General features: G+C 67.2%; 12 protein-coding genes and 1 other RNA gene. All 13 read right to left on the reverse strand.

Going from position 1 to position 16,822, the window contains the following annotated elements:
• Positions 1 to 157 precede the first annotated feature (157 nt).
• Complete coding sequence (gene yedA, locus QU481_RS07405; protein WP_289829294.1) at positions 158 to 1,042, reverse strand: drug/metabolite exporter YedA; 885 nt, start codon at positions 1,040 to 1,042, stop codon at positions 158 to 160.
• 151 nt (positions 1,043 to 1,193) lie between these two features.
• Positions 1,194 to 1,853 (reverse strand): protein TolQ, encoded by a 660-nt coding sequence (gene tolQ, locus QU481_RS07410; protein ID WP_289829295.1) that lies wholly within the window; start codon positions 1,851 to 1,853, stop codon positions 1,194 to 1,196.
• Between the two features lie 35 nt (positions 1,854 to 1,888).
• Entirely contained in the window at positions 1,889 to 2,458 is a 570-nt protein-coding gene (tsaC, locus tag QU481_RS07415; RefSeq protein WP_289829296.1) for an L-threonylcarbamoyladenylate synthase type 1 TsaC, read from the reverse strand.
• A gap of 128 nt (positions 2,459 to 2,586) precedes the next feature.
• Positions 2,587 to 3,864 carry a phosphoribosylamine--glycine ligase gene (gene purD / locus QU481_RS07420; RefSeq protein ID WP_289829297.1) on the reverse strand — a complete coding sequence of 426 codons (1,278 nt, stop codon included), beginning with the start codon at positions 3,862 to 3,864 and terminating at the stop codon, positions 2,587 to 2,589.
• Between the two features lie 57 nt (positions 3,865 to 3,921).
• Positions 3,922 to 4,542, reverse strand: coding sequence for a lipid IV(A) palmitoyltransferase PagP (gene pagP, locus QU481_RS07425; protein ID WP_289829298.1), 621 nt, complete (start codon positions 4,540 to 4,542; stop codon positions 3,922 to 3,924).
• Positions 4,543 to 4,597: 55 nt separating this feature from the next.
• Positions 4,598 to 6,175: a bifunctional phosphoribosylaminoimidazolecarboxamide formyltransferase/IMP cyclohydrolase gene (gene purH / locus QU481_RS07430; RefSeq protein ID WP_289829299.1), complete on the reverse strand. Its 1,578-nt coding sequence runs from the start codon at positions 6,173 to 6,175 to the stop codon at positions 4,598 to 4,600.
• A gap of 91 nt (positions 6,176 to 6,266) precedes the next feature.
• Positions 6,267 to 6,503 carry a helix-turn-helix domain-containing protein gene (locus QU481_RS07435; RefSeq protein WP_289829300.1) on the reverse strand — a complete coding sequence of 79 codons (237 nt, stop codon included), beginning with the start codon at positions 6,501 to 6,503 and terminating at the stop codon, positions 6,267 to 6,269.
• A gap of 31 nt (positions 6,504 to 6,534) precedes the next feature.
• Positions 6,535 to 7,557 (reverse strand): tRNA dihydrouridine synthase DusB, encoded by a 1,023-nt coding sequence (dusB, locus tag QU481_RS07440; RefSeq protein WP_289829328.1) that lies wholly within the window; start codon positions 7,555 to 7,557, stop codon positions 6,535 to 6,537.
• A 209-nt stretch (positions 7,558 to 7,766) separates the two neighbouring features.
• Positions 7,767 to 8,245: RNase P RNA component class A (gene rnpB, locus QU481_RS07445), an RNA gene on the reverse strand.
• Between the two features lie 53 nt (positions 8,246 to 8,298).
• Positions 8,299 to 12,159, reverse strand: a complete 3,861-nt coding sequence (locus QU481_RS07450) for a translocation/assembly module TamB domain-containing protein (RefSeq protein ID WP_289829301.1) — start codon at positions 12,157 to 12,159, stop codon at positions 8,299 to 8,301.
• Positions 12,160 to 12,169: 10 nt separating this feature from the next.
• Positions 12,170 to 13,912 carry an autotransporter assembly complex protein TamA gene (locus tag QU481_RS07455; RefSeq protein WP_289829302.1) on the reverse strand — a complete coding sequence of 581 codons (1,743 nt, stop codon included), beginning with the start codon at positions 13,910 to 13,912 and terminating at the stop codon, positions 12,170 to 12,172.
• A gap of 138 nt (positions 13,913 to 14,050) precedes the next feature.
• Positions 14,051 to 14,824 carry a glutamate racemase gene (locus tag QU481_RS07460; RefSeq protein WP_289829303.1) on the reverse strand — a complete coding sequence of 258 codons (774 nt, stop codon included), beginning with the start codon at positions 14,822 to 14,824 and terminating at the stop codon, positions 14,051 to 14,053.
• Between the two features lie 152 nt (positions 14,825 to 14,976).
• Positions 14,977 to 16,752: a dihydrolipoyl dehydrogenase gene (gene lpdA / locus QU481_RS07465; RefSeq protein WP_289829304.1), complete on the reverse strand. Its 1,776-nt coding sequence runs from the start codon at positions 16,750 to 16,752 to the stop codon at positions 14,977 to 14,979.
• Positions 16,753 to 16,822: the final 70 nt, after the last annotated feature.

Genomic DNA, 16,822 nt, shown 5'->3' on the forward strand with positions numbered 1-16,822 from the left:
TTTTCCGGGGAAAAGTGGTCTGCATGGAAACCGAGAAAACATCGGGAAATGAACAACTTGGTATCAGATCAGCCCCAAGCCTGACCGAATCGCCGCCGTTCGTCGGATCGGCCGCCGAATCAGGCAAAAAGGGGGGTCATCACCCCCGTGCGGGGGCTCAACGACTCTTGAAACCGAGCAAGGCGACCGAGCCGATGATCACCGCCATCGCCATCAGCTCCGGCGTGCCGATGTGCTCGCCGGCGAACATCACGCCCAACCCCACCGCGATCGCCGGGTTGACGTAGGCGTAGCTGGTCGCCGCAGCCGGACGCACATGGCCGAGCAGATACTGGTAGGCGCTGTACGCGATGATCGAGCCGAACACAATCAGGTAGCCGAGCGCCAGCCAGCCGGACAGGCTCGGCGCTGCGGTGAGCGTCTCGCCCATCGCGCGGCTGCCGACGAGCAGCGCCACGCCGCCGGCGAGCATCTCGCAGGCGCTGGCCATCGGTCCTGCCGGCAGCGGCAGGCGGCGGCTCCACGCCGAGCCGAACGCCCAGCTCGCCGCCGCAGTCACGAGCAGCAAGGCCCCGGCCGGGCTGGCCGACAGGTTGGCCCCCTGGTTGAGCAGGGCGATGCCAACGAGGCCCAGCGCGATGCTTAGCCACTCGACGCCGCGCACCTTGTGGCCGAACGCGCGCGAGAACAGGACGGTGAACAGCGGCACGGTGGCGATCACCAGCGCGGCGACGCCGGACGACACGTCCTTCTCGGCCACCGTCACAAGGCCGTTGCCCAGCGCCGGCATCAGTACGCCGAGGATCGCCGCCCCGCCCCACTCGCGCCGGGTCGGCCACGGATAGCCCATCAAACGCAGCACGGCGAACAGGATGCTACCGGCGATGACGAAGCGCAACCCGGCCATCATCAACGGTGGCCAGCTCGCCACGCCGATGCGGATGCCGAGATAGGTCGAGCCCCAGATCACGTAGACCGCAAAGAAGGCGGCAAAGGTCAGGGGCGTGAGCGAGGAACGGAGGCTGGGGGCGGTGGCAGACATGATCGGTATCCAATCGGCAAAGTGCGACTTTGCCCGATCAGCCGCAACGGTACAAGGAGCAGAACCTCACCGTTTCGACCGGTGCAGCTGCCGTCCCAGCCCAACGAAAACGGCGCCCCTCAGGGCGCCGTTCGGCAAACCTTACAAGCGCTTAGCGCGATGCCTGGCGCTGCAGGATGTTCGAAAACTCTTCCATGAAGGTGTCGAAGCGGGTCGCCAGACGGTCGACGTCGGCGGCGAATCGATTGTAGCCGATCACCGCCGGAATCGCCGCGAACAGGCCGATCGCAGTGGCGATCAGCGCCTCGGCGATGCCCGGCGCCACCGTCTGCAGCGTCGCCTGCGTGGCGTTACCGAGGCCGATGAACGCATGCATGATGCCCCACACGGTGCCGAACAGGCCCACATACGGGCTGACCGAACCGACGGTAGCGAGGAAGGCGTTGTGGTTCTCCAGCGCGTCGAGCTCACGCTGTGCGGCGGCGCGCATCGCGCGACGGCTGCCGTCCATGATGTCCGACAGCTCGCCGTGGTTCTTGCTGCGCAGCTTCAGGAACTCGCCGAAGCCGGACTGGAAGATCCGCTCCATCGCCGAGCCGTCCTGGCGCCGGTTGCCGTCCTCATACAATCGGTTCAGGTCGGCGCCCCCCCAGAAGGTTCGCTCGAAGTCTTCGCTGTCGCGGCGAGCGCCCTTCAGCAGCAGCGACTTCTGGATAATCAGCGCCCAGGACAGCACCGACAGCGCCAGGAGGCCGGCCATGACCAATTGCACGACCAGGCTGGCGTTGGCGATCAGACTGAATACAGACATCTGTTGCACGTTGGTTTCCTCAAAGGAGTGCCCGGCTAGCGTAACACGCGGCCGGTTTCAAAATCGATAATGGTCGACGGCTTGCGGCGCTTGCCGATCCGCCCCGGCAGCGCCAACAGCCGTTCGCCGAACGTCTGGCGGCAGCCGCGCGCGCTGCGCTCGGCCTTCTTGCCGGCCGGATTCGCCGACGTCGATACCAGCGCGGTGCCGAGCGCGCGGCACAGCGCCGCCGCTTCGCCGTGGGCGGTGACCCGCACCGCGATCTTGCGATGCCGGCCGCGCAACAGCGGCAACACCCGGCGCGATGCCGGCAGCAGGAAGGTGTACGGGCCCGGCCAGTATTCGGCCAGCTTGGCCTTGTCAGCGGCACTCAACGGCGCGATGAACGGTGCCAGCTGCCCGATATCGGCGGCGAGCAAGATCATGCCTTTGTGGTTGGGGCGCCCCTTCAGCCGGATCACCCGGCGCAACGCCCGCGCGTTGGCGGGGTCGCAACCGAGGCCGAAACAGGATTCGGTGGCGTACGCGAGCACGCCCCCATCGGCCAGCACGCCGCGCGCACGACGCTGCAATGCCCGGCCGGGCAAACGGTAACACTTCTTCACGATAGATACGGATTGTCGACGGCAAAGCGCTAGGCTAGCAGATTGACCGCACGCCGGCGCACGGGTTCCGCAATGGCAAAGAAAAACGGGGCCGCTTACGCGGCCCCGTTGCGTTCGATATGCCAGGTTCAACTGCGTCGGCCGATCGCGCGCGCGCCGATGTCGCGGCGCAGCTGCTTGCCGGCGAAGTGGATCTGGTCGGCCACCTGGTAGGCGCGGGTCTGCGCCATCTTGACGCTGTCACCCAGGCCGACCGCGCACAGCACCCGACCGCCGCTGGTCACCAGCTCGCCTGCGGCGTTGTCGGTAGAGCCGGCGTGGAACACCACCGCGTCGTCGCTCTCGTCCGGAATGCCGGTGATCAGATCACCCTTGCGCGGCGCCTCCGGATAGCCCTCGGCCGCCAGCACCACGCCCAGCGCGACGCGGCGGTCCCACTCGGCCTCGGCCTTGTCCAGCGTGCCGTTGACACCATGCTCGAGCAGCACGGTGAAGTCGGACTTCAGCCGCGCCATGATTGGCTGCGTTTCCGGGTCGCCGAAGCGGCAGTTGAACTCGATCGTGAACGGGTTGCCCTGCGCGTCGATCATCAGGCCGGCGTACAGGAAACCGGTGTACGGGTGGCCGTCGGCCTTCATGCCGCGCACCGTCGGCATGATGATGTCGCGCATCACCCGCGCGTGCACCTGCGGCGTCACCACCGGTGCCGGGCTGTAAGCGCCCATGCCGCCGGTGTTCGGCCCCTGGTCGTGGTCCTTCAGGCGCTTGTGGTCCTGGCTGGTGGCCATCGGCAGCACGTGCTCGCCATCGACCATCACGATGAAGCTCGCTTCTTCGCCGGCGAGGAAGTCCTCGATCACCACCCGCGCGCCGGCGTCGCCCATCTTGTTGCCGACCAGCATGTCGTCGATCGCGGCATGCGCTTCGTCCAGCGTCATCGCCACCACCACGCCCTTGCCGGCGGCCAGGCCGTCGGCCTTGATCACGATCGGCGCACCGCGGCCATCCACATAGGCATGTGCGGCCGCAGCGTCGCTGAACGTCTCGTAACCGGCGGTCGGGATACCGTGGCGCTTCATGAACGCCTTGGCGAAGTCCTTCGAGCTCTCCAGCTGCGCGGCGAACTGGGTCGGGCCGAAGATCTTCAGCCCGGCATCGCGGAACGCATCAACCACGCCAGCGGCCAGCGGCGCCTCGGGACCGACCACGGTCAGATCGACCTTTTCCTGCTTCACGAACTCGATCAGCTCGGGAATGGCGGTGATCGCCACATTGGTCAGATGCGCGTCGCGTGCGGTGCCGGCGTTGCCCGGTGCCACGAATACCTTGGAGACACGGCCCGACTTGGCGATGCGCCAGGCCAGTGCGTGCTCACGCCCGCCCGAGCCGATAACCAGTACTTTCATGTGGAATACTCCAATAATCCTCCACGACGCGTCAGCGCGCCGGGATGCTTCATCCAATCACAGCTGCCAGCGCAGCCAGGCGAACAGCACATTGCCGTTGTTGTGGCCGCCGGGAATATAGGTGGCCTGCAGCGCCAGCTTGCGGTATTCGACCGACACCAGCGGCAACACCGCCGGGATGGGCACATAACCGGAGTCCGAACGGGCAGTCACGCCGACGGCGAAGCCGGCACCGAGCCGCAGATTGCTGATCGGCCGCCACAGCGTCTGGAAGGCGTAGCCGCCGAACGGCTCGACATCGCGATGCGAGTCGAGGAACGCCATCGCGTACACCGCGTGCCAGTCGCCGTCGGCATCGTAACGGTAGCGCCCGATGCCCAGGCCCCATGGCCGCTCGTTGAACCTGTCGATCTTCTCTTTATCGTAGAAGGCGCGGTTGTGCCAAGCCTCGACCGGCACGTACAGCTCGTACTGATCGGAGCGCCAGGTGTCAGCGATATTGACCCAGCTGTACTGCCAGAAGCCGGGCTTGGCGACAACGGTATCGCTTGCAGGGGACGGCACGGTCGGAGCGGCCGGCCCGGCTGTCGCCGGAACGCTGCCATCGTCGGCCAGCGCAGGCAGACAGGCCAACACCATGAGACCGGCGCCCAAATACGACACAAGCGGCTTTTTCAACAGTCAATGGTTTCAATAACGCGGGCCGGCATGCCGGCCCGCGTTGCGTACGGACTTAGTGGCGGAAGTGTCGCACGCCGGTCAGCACCATGGCGATACCGTGCTCATCGGCCGCCGCGAACACTTCCTCGTCGCGCATCGAGCCGCCCGGGTGGATGATCGCCTTGATGCCCTGCTCGGCGATCACGTCGATGCCGTCGCGGAACGGGAAGAACGCGTCCGACGCGGCCACCGCGCCGTCCAGCGACAGGCCGGCGTCCTGCGCCTTGCGGGCCGCGATGCGGGTCGAGTCGACGCGCGACATCTGGCCGGCGCCGATACCGGCGGTCTGGCCGTTCTTGCAGAACACGATGGCGTTGGACTTCACGTACTTGGCGACGCGCCATGCGAACAAGAGGTCGGTCATTTCCTGCGCGGTCGGGGCGCGCTTGGTCACTACGCGCAGTTCGTCCAGGCCGACGTTGCGGATGTCCGGGGTCTGCACCAGCAGGCCGCCGCCGACGCGCTTCAGGTCAAAGGCGTTGGCACCGGCGGTCAGCGGTACTTCCAGCACGCGCACGTTCTTCTTCGCGGCGATCACCGCCTTGGCGCTGTCGGTGAACGCCGGGGCGATCAGCACTTCCAGGAACTGACCGGTCACCGCCTCGACGGTGGCCGCATCCACTTCGCGGTTGAACGCGATGATGCCGCCGAAGGCGCTGGTGGTGTCGGTGGCGAAGGCCAGACGGTAGGCGGTCAGCGGGTCGGCCGCCACGGCCACGCCGCACGGGTTGGCGTGCTTGACGATCACGCAGGCCGGTTCGGCGAAGGTCTTCACCGCTTCCCAGGCCGCGTCGGCGTCGGCGATGTTGTTGTACGACAGCTCCTTGCCCTGCAGCTGCTGGTAGTGGGCGATGCTGCCCGGCGCCGGGTCGAGGTCGCGGTAGAACGCGGCGCTCTGGTGCGGGTTCTCGCCGTAGCGCATGTCCTGCACCTTGACGAACTGGGCGTTCAGGCGGTTCGGGAACGCGGTGCGCTCCGGCACGCCGGTCACGGTGCCGGCCGCCAGGCTGGTCAGGTAGTTGGAGATCGCGCCGTCGTAGGCGGCGGTGTGGGTGAACGCCTTCTTGGCCAGCTCGAAGCGGGTAATCTTGGCCAGTGCGCCGCCGTGCGCCTTCATCTCGTCGAGCAGCGCCGAGTAGTCGGCTGCATCGGTGACGATGGCAACGTGCGCCCAGTTCTTCGCCGCCGAGCGGACCATGGTCGGGCCGCCGATGTCGATGTTCTCGATCGCGTCCTCGAGCGTGCAGTCTGCCTTGGCGATGGTCGCCTCGAACGGGTACAGGTTCACGCAGACCAGGTCGATGTTGCCGATGCCGTGCTCGGCCATCTTGGCCACATGCTCCGGCAGGTCACGGCGACCGAGGATGCCGCCGTGCACTTTCGGGTGCAGCGTTTTCACGCGACCGTCGAGCATTTCCGGGAAACCGGTGTAATCGGACACCTCGGTCACCGCGATGCCCTGCTCGGCCAGCAGCTTGGCGGTGCCGCCGGTGGAGAGGATCTCCACGCCCTGCTCGGCCAGGCCGCGGGCAAATTCAACAATGCCGGTTTTGTCGGAAACGCTCAGCAGCGCTCGTTGGATCTTGGTCATGATTGCAGTACCGCCATGGTTTAATGTAAAGAAACTCAATAGCCAGATAGGGCGAAGGCCGCTTGCAGGGCGGCCTTCGTTCATCTTGATATCAAATCAAATCGTAACTCTTCATCTTCTTGCGCAGGGTGTTGCGGTTGAGCCCGAGCAGCTCGGCCGCACGCGTCTGATTGCCCTGGGTGTGCGCCAGCACCACCTCGATCAGCGGTTTCTCGACCCGTGCCAATACCATATCGTAGATGGCCGCCGGCGTTTCGCCGTCGAGGTCGCGGAAATACTGTTCCATCGCATGGCGAATGGTCTGTCCGATGTGATCGCTGGTCTGCATGGCTATTGTTGTGTTGTTCACCGGGGGTTGATCAAACCGCCGCGTCGTCGTGGGCGACGTCGGCAACGTATTCCAGCCGCTCGGACTGCGCCGACAGCTGGTCGAAGTAATCGCTGACCGCGAGGCGCTGCTCGGCGGTCGATTCAAGCCGGTACATGGTCTGGCGGAACTCGTTGGAACCGGCCAGGCCCTTGGTGTACCAGGCGATATGCTTGCGGGCGACCCGGCAGCCCGAGTACTCGCCGTAGAAACCGTACAGCTCGTCGAGGTGCTCGAGCAGCACGCTGCTGATCTCGGCCACGCGCGGCGGAGGCAGCGTCTCGCCGGTCTCCAGGTAATGCTGGATCTCGCGGAACAGCCAGGGCCGCCCCTGCGCGGCGCGGCCGATCATGATCGCGTCAGCACCGGTGGTTTCAAGCACGAAGCGTGCCTTTGCCGGGCTGTCGATGTCGCCGTTGGCGATCAGCGGGATCGAGATCGCCTGCTTCACCGCGCGGATCGTGTCGTACTCGGCGTCGCCCTTGTACATGTCCTCGCGGGTGCGGCCGTGCAAGGCCAGCGCGGCGATGCCGGCGTCTTCGGCCAGCTTCGCGATCTTGAGCGCGTTCTTGTGCTCGCGGCGCCAGCCGGTGCGGGTCTTCAGCGTCACCGGCACGTCGACCGCCTTCACCACTGCCTCGAGGATGCGCGCGACCAGGTCCTCGTGCTGCAGCAGCGCCGAGCCGGCCGCGACATTGCACACCTTCTTGGCCGGGCAGCCCATGTTGATGTCGATGATCTGCGCGCCGTGCTCCACATTGAGGCGCGCCGCCTCGGCCATCTGCACCGGATCGGCGCCGGCGATCTGCACCGAGATCGGCGCGACCTCGCCCTCGTGGTTGGCGCGGCGCAGCGTCTTCGGCGTGGTCCACAGCGCTTTGTTCGAGGTGATCATCTCCGACACCGCCAGCCCCGCCCCGAAGCGCTTGCACAGCATCCGGAACGGCCGGTCGGTGACGCCGGCCATCGGCGCGACGATCAGGCGATTGGGCAGCGTGTACGGGCCGATGCGCATGGGTTTCAAGGGTGTCTCGGGTCGGGAAGGGGGGCAATTGTAGCGGGTTTCGCCCGGCCGGTAAAAACCTTTTTGCTTATTTTTTAAGCGCCGTCCATAGCCAATCGAAATCACCCCACACCCTCTAGGGGTAACTCTGCCCGCCGACACCAGCCCTTGTGATCGGCGATGAAAAAACCCTTCTGCAACATGCAGAAGGGTTCGCGATCGGGGGAAGTCAGCCGATAAGCCGGGTTCTGTCGTTGGACAGTCATTCCTCTAGGCCTGCCGTTACCGACAGGCTCAAGCAACCTACCCGGGGACAACGCGAGCCACGTTAGCGCCCCCCTATTTGGTCTTGCTCCGGATGGGGTTTAGCCTGCCGTCCGTGTTGCCACGTCCGCGGTGCGCTCTTACCGCAGCGGGTTTCCCCGCTCCCCGGTCGCGGCTTACGCCTTGTCCGGGCACCTTTTCACCCTTGCCTGTGCCGTCCAGCCAGGTTTCCCTGTCTGGATACTCCAAACAGGTCACCCTGTCTGGATGAAGACTTTGTCGCCCTTGCGGGCGACCAGTCCAGCCATCGGCGGTTCAGCTCTCTGTTCCACTTTCCGTCGCCTCACGGCGCCCGGCCGTTAGCCGGCATCCTGCTCTACGGAGCCCGGACTTTCCTCCCCGCCCCGAAGGGCGCGGCGACTGTCTGTCTGACTTCCGGCGCGAATTGTAGCGCATTTGCGCGCACCGTGCCCGGCCGCACGACCGGTGTCAGTCAAAGCGCAGCGTATAGCGCGATTCGGCCGACGACGACTGCTGGCCGGCGCGCAGCACCATCGACCACCCCTTGGTCAGCTGGTAGACCATCTTGACTGTCTGGTCGGCGCTGGTGATGCCGTATTCGTAGCCCAGATACAGCTCGCGGGTCAGCTGCTTGCCGACCGTCACCACCTGCTCGGCCGGGCTGATGCTGCCGTCGGCGGCGGTGCGCGCCTTGCGGCTGGTCATGCCTAGATCGTCGAACAGCCCGATGTGTTCGTTCACCGCACCGGCGAGCAAGGCGCCGGCCGCCGCGCCGAGCGCCGCATTGTCCTTGGCGTCGCCGCTCGAGGCACGGCCCAGCACCAGCCAGGACAGCTTGTCCCTCTCGCTCATCGCTTCGTCAGCGACCAGGTTGATATGCGGGTTCGACACCGAACCGGTCACCTCGACGCCGGCATTCACCGGCGACAGCCGGCGCACCGCACGCACCTTCAGCCCCGGGTTGTCGATCGGCCCGGCGAACGAGATCACCCCGGACTCGATGTCGAGATCCTGGCCGTACGCCTTGTAGCGCCCCTTCTCGACGTGCACCTGGCCATTGGCGGTCGGCGGGTAGCCGGGCTTGGCGTCGACGCGGATCAGGCCCGATAGCGTCACGTCCAGGCCCTGGCCGACGAAGCGGAAGCGGTCGCCGAGGTCGAGTTCCAGGTTCACCGTGATCGGCAGCTTGCCGAGCGACGAGGGCTCGGGCGGCTTACGGCCGACCACCACCACATCGTCGGACAGAGTGGGTGCGCCCGCCTTGGGCAGATCGATGCGGCCGCGGTCGACGCGCAGCTTGCCGGTCAGCACCACCCCCTTGGTCTGCGACAGCCCCAGTTCGCTGGTGCCGGAGACCACCAGCACGCGTCCCGGCTTGTCGAACACGCCGAACTTGTTGAATACCACCTTCGCCTGGGCGTTCGGCCCGGTATCGCGCGCGTCCATCACGCCGGACGCCACCACCTCCCCCTTGCCGCCGGCAAAGCGCAGCCGCTCCAGCACCACGCGCTGGCCATCGAGTTGAGCGGCCAGCTGGCCGTCGGACAGGCGAATGCCGGTGGCGCGGTCGAAGAACGCCAGCTGCTCGCCGGTGAGCCGACCGCGCAGCTGGGGCTGCGCCAGTGCGCCGTCGAGCGCAACGTTGGCCGACAGCTTGCCGGCGACGCTGATCGACGGCGGCATCAGCGTGCCGAACGCAGCCAGCGACGGCACCTCGGCGCGCAGCGTGCCAGACAGCGGCGTGCGCGGCGTCGGCAGCGCAGCACCGCTGGCGAGTGCCCCCTGCCCCGACAGCATCGCGTACTTGCTGACCACGTCGAGCGCGAACTGGGTGCTGCCGCCTCCGAGGGTGACGCTCGCCTTCAGCGTCGACAGCCCGGCGGCGAGCTTGCGACTGTCGGAGGGCAGCAGCACGTCGCCGCGCTGGCGCGTCACAGTGATCTGGCCGCGCGGGTTCTTGCCGAGCACCACATCCCAGTCGGCACCGAGCACCAGGTCCTGTTGCACCGGCAGCGTGACGAACGACGACAGCGCCGCCAGCGCCGCCAGCGCGATATTGTCGGCGCGGCCGCTGGTGGCGAGCGTACCGCCGTGGTGCCAGTCGAGCGAGTTGAGCGTCAGGTTGCCGCCGAGCAGGCTCAGCCGCGCGCCGCCGAACGTCACCCGTTCGGCCGACGCGGCAAGCGTCACCGGCGCGAGCAGGCGCAAGCCGGGCTGGCCGTTCAACTCCAGCCGGCTCAGCGTGCCGCGCCAGTTCAGCATCTTGGCATCCAGCCCGCCGGCGGCGGACAGACCCACGCCGTAAGCATGCTTGTCGAACTCGGCACGGCCATCCAGCGTCAGCGTGTGGCGCGAACGGGTGCCGTCGGCCAAGAAACGCAGCGTCGGCACCGCCAAGCCGCCGGCCCGCAACGCTGCCACGTCGAGCGCCACCTTGAACGGGCTATCGGCAGCATCGCGCAAATTGCCGGTGAGCTGTACCCGCTCGGCGGCGATGCCACCAGGCAGACGCAGCCGCTGCGCGGCAAGATCCGCGCTGACCACCGGCTGACGGGTCGAGCCGGACAGCTCGGCGCGGCCGGCGATGCGCCCGGCAAAGCCCGGTCCGATCAGGCCGAGGTTCGGTGCATCGATCGCGAGCCTCAGCCTGTCGCCCGGCTTGCCCCAGGCGCCATTGGCGTCGAGCTTATTGTCGGCCAGTCTCAGCGAGGCCGAGAGCTGGCTGAGCCGCCGGCCGTCGAGGTTCAGCTTGGCCTGGCCGCTCAGCGGTGCGCCCGACAGGGTGCTCGGCGCGAGCTTCAGTTCGGCAGCGAGCTTGGGCCCGGCGCCCAGCTCGCCCTTCGCCGTCAGCGTGGCGCTGAGCTTTCCGTCCGGCCAGCCGGCCATGAAACGGGACGGGTTGGCCGAACGCAGTGCGGCGTGCGCGTCGATCGGCAGCTTGGCACCGAGACCTAACCTGCCCGCGAGCTGCAGCTCGCCGCCGTTCTTGGCGGCCAGCTGCAGGCGGGCGATGTCGAGCCTCGACTGGCCGGTCCCGTCGCGGGCCAGCGCCAGCTGCCCCTTGGCCGTCAGCGCCCCGCTGGCCAGATCCACCGCCAGCTGCGGCGCCCGCCCCGAACCGCCGACGCTCAGCACACCGGACAAGGGCGGCTTCGGCAGCGCGGCGTGGAACTGGGTCATGTCGAGCTTGGCGAGCGTCGCCCGCAGCGCCAGCTGTTGCTGCGAAGCGCTGCCGGTGAGCTGCACCGAGCCGCCGGCGACGTCGGCATTGAGCGTATCGAGCGTCAGCCTGCCGTCGGCAAGATGCAGTGCGCCGGTCATCAGCCGCAGCGGCAGGAAGCCGGCCGGCAGGCTGCCAGGCTTCTGGTTGATCAGCGACACCCCCCCCTTCAGCACGTTGGCGCGGCTCGGTTCGACGATCACCGCCAGGTTCAAGCGCGCCTTCGGCCAGGCCGGATTGAGCGCGCGCGGGTTGATGCCACCGGCGCGCAAGTTGACGCGCTTGAGCTTCTTCAGGAGTTCCGGCGCGAAGGGATCGATCCGGCCGTCGAGCTCGACGACCACGCCCTCGCCGCGGACCTCGGCAGAGAGATGCGTATCGGTCAGGTCGCCCGACAGCCGGCTCTTGGCACTCACATCGACCTCGTCGAGCCGGCCGGCAGCGCCGATCTGGCCGCCGAGCCTGAACGGGCGGCTGTCGGTGAGGCTCAGCTGGCCGTCGGCGCCGCCCCACGGCGTGGTGAGGCGGACCAGCGTCAGCCGGTGCCGGCCGGCGTCGTAACGGTAGCTCGCATCCACGCCGTACAGCACCGGCTCGCCCGGCAGCAGCGTCAGGCTGTCGAGCGACAGCTTGTCGACCCGCACCGACAGCGGCAGTGCCAGCGATGCGGGCAGCGTCGGCGGCGGGGTTGGGGCGGTCGGTTTGCTGATGAGGCGCAGATGGCCAAGCTCCAGCGCGCGCACGTGCAGCGTGCCCTCGAGGAGCTCGCGCGGCGCCCAGTCGAAGCGCACGCGGTCGAGGTCGACGTCGCTGCCGGTGGTGACGACGCGCACGCCGCTCAGCATGAAGCCGTCCCACAGATTGCCGCGGCTCTGTTTGACGCTGAACGCCCCCTGGCTGAACCGCCCCGCGTTATCGAGCAACCAGGCGAAGCCGCGGTCGCTGCCGGCACACCAGCCCAGCAAGCCGGCCAAGGTCAGCACCGTGAGCAGGCCGGCGGCGGCAAGCCAGTAGCCCAAGAAGCGGCGTGACGGCCGTTGAGGCGGTGGGGTCTCGGGTGGTAGAGCCGGGTTCGGGCCGGCGTCCTGTGGATCGTGGATATCGGTCATGCCGCGCTCGTCAGAAGGCCAGGCCCAGGCTCAGGTTCCAGCGCCAGCGCTTGTCGCGCTCGGCCTGGGCGATGTCGAAAGACAGCGGTGCCACCGGGCTGAACCAGCGCGCGCCAATGCCGTAGGAATTCGCGACCGAATAACTCTGCCAGCTGCTGGCGGCATCGCCGGCATCGCGGAACAGTGCCACCGCCCAGCTCGTCGCCACTGGAATCTGGTACTCGATGCTGCCGACCGCCAGCACCCGGCCGCCCAGCACCGAGCCGTTCGGCCCGGCCACGCCCAAACTCTGGTATTCGTAGCCGCGCACGCTATTCGGACCGCCGGTACGGAACAGCAGCGCCTCCGGCACGCTGTCGGTGTCCTTGGCCCATACCTGACCGGCCTCGACGCGGCCGATCAGCGTGCCGTACTTGCTGGCCCACGGCGTGTAGTAGCCGACCGCGTGGGCGTAGCCGCGCACGAACTGGGTATTGGAGCCTATGCCGCCGAGCGTGGTGGATATCTTGGTGTCGACCAGGTAGCCGGAACGCGGGTGCCGCTCGTCGTCGACCGCGCGCTGGGTCCAACCGTAGGAGACGAACAACGCGTTGGAACGGCCGAGTGAGCCGTCGTCGACGATGGAGGAGCGCTCGCTCAGGTACTCCAGGCCGATGCGCGACTCGATGTTGCCGCGCTGGCGGATGCGCCAGGCGCCGCCGCTGAGCGACTCGGTGCGCAACCCCTGGATTTCGCTCTCGTCGTACTTGATGTTGACCGAGTGCGAATAGCCGTCCGCGGTGCGCGGGAAGCCGATCCCGGCCGAATAGGTCTTCTGGTCGCGCTTGACGTCGGCAAGCGCCGAGCCAATCCAGCCGCGGTTGAAGAGGTTGTACTGCTCGTAGCCGACCCGCACGCCGGGCCCTTCCACGCTGTCGTAGGTCAGGCCGAGCTCGAGCTTCTGGCGCGGCTGTTCGACCACCTCGACGTCGACCGGCACCTGGCCGTTCTGCAGCTTGCTGAAATCGGTGGTGACGATCGCGCTCTTGTAGTGGGCGTCCTGCTCGAGCGCCCCCTGGTAGTCGAGCACCTTGGACAGCTGATACGGCGAGCCCTGGTTGAAGTCGGCCATGCCGGTCGCCACCGACTTCGGGTAGCGCTGCACGCCCTTGATGGTGAGCGGGCCGAAGGTGACGCGCTGGCCGCTGTCGAAACGGGCGCTCAGCGTGGCGCGGTGCGACACCGGGTCGATCTCGGCGCGGCTCTCCGCGACCTGAGCGAGTGGAAAGCGGTCGACGGTCAGGCTGCGCAGCGCCAGTTTCTTGCTGCTGGCCCAGTCGTCCTGGCGAAAGCGTGCGCCGATCGGCAGCGCCCATACCTCGATCAGCTTGGCGTAACGGGTCTGGAAATCCGGTTCCTGATGGATGGCGCCGTCGATGCGCAGCGTCACGTCGGTGATGATGACCGGGAGCCCCGGTTCGACCGAGACTAGGTAGCCGCCGTCCACCTTGGCGACCTTCACCTTGGCGTCGAAGTAGCCCTCGGTCTCGAGCAGAGACCGCGCCTGTGCCGGCGCCTCGTCGACCAGCGCAGCGAGCTGCTCGGCGTCGAGGTCGGGGTTGTCACGCTCGTTCGCAAGGTCGAGGTGCTCGGTCAACAGCTTCACCAGATCGCTGTCGGGCGCGTCGACGCGCACCGTGTAGGCGGCCAGCGCGGGCGCACCGTAGCAGGCGAGCGCCAGCACGGCAAACGGGAGAAAACGGCGTGGCAGCATCCGGGTTCGGTCTTGTCTATCTGCTTGAATGGTAAAGAATCGACCGGACGCTGGCGAGCGATAAGCGGCGAATGCGTCCAATTTTCGGAACATTGCGGCCGATCCACCCGTTTTGACCGGCGATGCCCCCCATCCCGCTTACACCGGGGTAATCGCGAGCTCGATGCCCAGCCGCGCCGTCATCTCCCGGAAACCGGCCAAATCGTAGCCGGGCCGCGACGACACCAGCGTGACGAAGGCGCCGCTGCCCGGGCGCACGTGCGGCGCCAGCGCTTCGACCACCGTGTCGGCCGGGTCGAGGCAGGTCAGCGCCGGCGCCGCAGCAGCGAAATAGTTCGCCAGCCACGGCAGGTGGGTCGACGACAGCGTAATGACATCGATATCGGCCGGCAGTTCCGCCAACTTGGCCCGCACTGCGGCAAGCGTGCCGTCCGGGTCGCTGACAAAGGCGCCGCTCTCGACCAACGCGACCAGGTCCGACGCCGCCACCAGCTCGACCCGGCCGCCGCTGGCCTCGCCCGCCACATAGGCGCGGATCTCGGCGCTCTCCACCAGCGAGTCGACGCCGAGCACTGCGACATGGCCGGTACGCGAGGCAGCCAGCGCCTGGCGCACCGGCGGGAACACGCCGATCAGCGGAACGGCGCTCGTCGCACGCAGGTCGTCCAGCACCATCACCGACGGCGCGTTCGACGCCACCACGACTGCAGCGGGACGGTAGTCGGCCAGCCGCGCCAGCGTGCCCTGCAAGGTAGCCAGCAGCTCGGCGCGGCCCTTGCCGCCGTAGGGGAAGCTCGCCCGGTCGGCGAAGTAGACGATGTCCTGGGTGGGATAGCGCTTGGCGATCTTGCGAGCGATCTGGTAGCTGCCGATGCCAGCATCGAACACCGCGATAGGATGGGTGAAGTTCATGGGGGGCTCCGGTTCGGTCAACGTCGCCATGACGTTGGATTAACCGCCGATTATCCGCGCAGCGTCTTCGCCGAGCAAAAAAAGACGGCGACCCCAAGGGGTCGCCGGTCAAGGTGAGAAGGAGGACGGTCACGCCCTCCCAATGGCAAAGCTTATTTCTTGCGCTGCGGCGGCAGGTCGGTGCACGAACCGTTGAACACTTCGGCAGCCATACCGATCGATTCGCCCAGCGTCGGGTGCGGGTGGATGGTCTTGCCGATGTCGTGTGCATCGCAGCCCATCTCGATCGCCAGGCAGATCTCGCCGATCATGTCGCCGGCGTGGGTGCCGACGATGCCGCCACCGATGATCTGGTGGGTCTCGGCGTCGAAGATCAGCTTGGTGAAGCCCTCGTCGCGACCGTTGGCGATCGCGCGGCCGGAAGCGGCCCACGGGAACACCGACTTTTCGATCTTGACGCCGTCCTTCTTGGCCTGCTCTTCGGTCATGCCGACCCAAGCCACTTCCGGATCGGTGTAGGCCACGCCCGGGATCACGCGCGCGTCGAAGTAGGCCTTGTGATCAGCAGCGTTCTCGGCCGCCACGTGGGCCTCATGCACCGCCTTGTGCGCCAGCATCGGCTGGCCGACCAGGTCACCGATCGCGAAGATGTGCGGCACGTTGGTGCGCATTTGCTTGTCGACCGGGATGAAGCCGCGGTCGGTCACCACCACGCCGGCGTTCTCGGCGCCGATCAGCTTGCCGTTCGGCGCGCGGCCGGCAGCCACCAGCACCAGGTCGTAGCGTTGCGGTTCCCTCGGCGCCTTCTCGCCCTCGAAGGTGACGTAGATGCCGTCTTCCTTCGCCTCGACCGCGGTGGTCTTGGTGTTGAGCATGATGTTGTCGAAGCGGTGCTCGTTCATCTTCTGCCACACCTTGACGAGGTCGCGGTCCGGGCCCTGCATCAGGCCGTCCATCATCTCGACCACGTCCAGACGCGCGCCCAGCGTCGAGTACACCGTGCCCATTTCAAGGCCAATGATGCCGCCGCCAATCACCAGCATCTTCTTCGGCACGAACTTCAGCTCCAGCGCGCCGGTCGAGTCGACGATGCGCGGATCTTCCGGGATGAACGGCAGCTTCACCACGCGCGAGCCCGCAGCGATGATCGCCTGGCCGAAGCGCACAACCTTCTTCTCGCCGGTCAGGTCCTTGCCATCGCCGGAGGTCAGCTGCACTTCCAGGTGGTTCGGGTCAAGGAAGGTGCCGACGCCGCGCACGGTTTCCACCTTGCGGGCCTTCGCCATGCCGGCGAGGCCGCCGGTCAGCTTGCCGATCACTTTTTCCTTGTAACCGCGAAGCTGGTCGATATCGATTTCCGGCTTGCCGAACTTGATGCCGTTGGCTTCGAGATGCGCGACCTCATCGATCACCGCCGCGTTGTGCAGCAGCGCCTTCGACGGAATGCAGCCCACGTTCAGGCACACGCCGCCCAGGGTGGCGTAGCGCTCGACGATCACGGTCTTCAGGCCCAGGTCGGCCGAACGGAACGCGGCGGAGTAGCCGCCAGGGCCTGCGCCCAGCACCAGCACGTCGCATTCGATGTCGGCGCCGCCGGCATGGCTGGCAGCCTTCGGCGCTTCAGCCGGAGCGGCCGGCGCTGCAGCCGGGGCCGGAGCGGCGGCCTTGGGCACCTCGGCGGCAGCACCTGCCGCTTCGACGATGGCGATCACGTCGCCTTCGGACACTTTCGCGCCGACGGCAACCTTCAGTTCGACGATCTTGCCGGCGGCACTGGCCGGCACTTCCATGGTGGCTTTGTCGGTTTCCAGCGTGATCAGCGATTCTTCCACGGCCACGGTGTCGCCGACCTTGACGAAGACTTCGATCACGTCGACGCCGCTGTGGCCGCCGATGTCCGGAACCTTGAGTTCGATGGTGTTGCTCATAATCTTCCTTGCGCGGGATAAGGTGCGGGGAGCGCATCGCGCACTCCCCGGTCGTCGGTCAGGCCGTTTC

Source organism: Crenobacter oryzisoli (assembly GCF_030385785.1).
Classification (GTDB): domain Bacteria; phylum Pseudomonadota; class Gammaproteobacteria; order Burkholderiales; family Chromobacteriaceae; genus Crenobacter_A; species Crenobacter_A oryzisoli.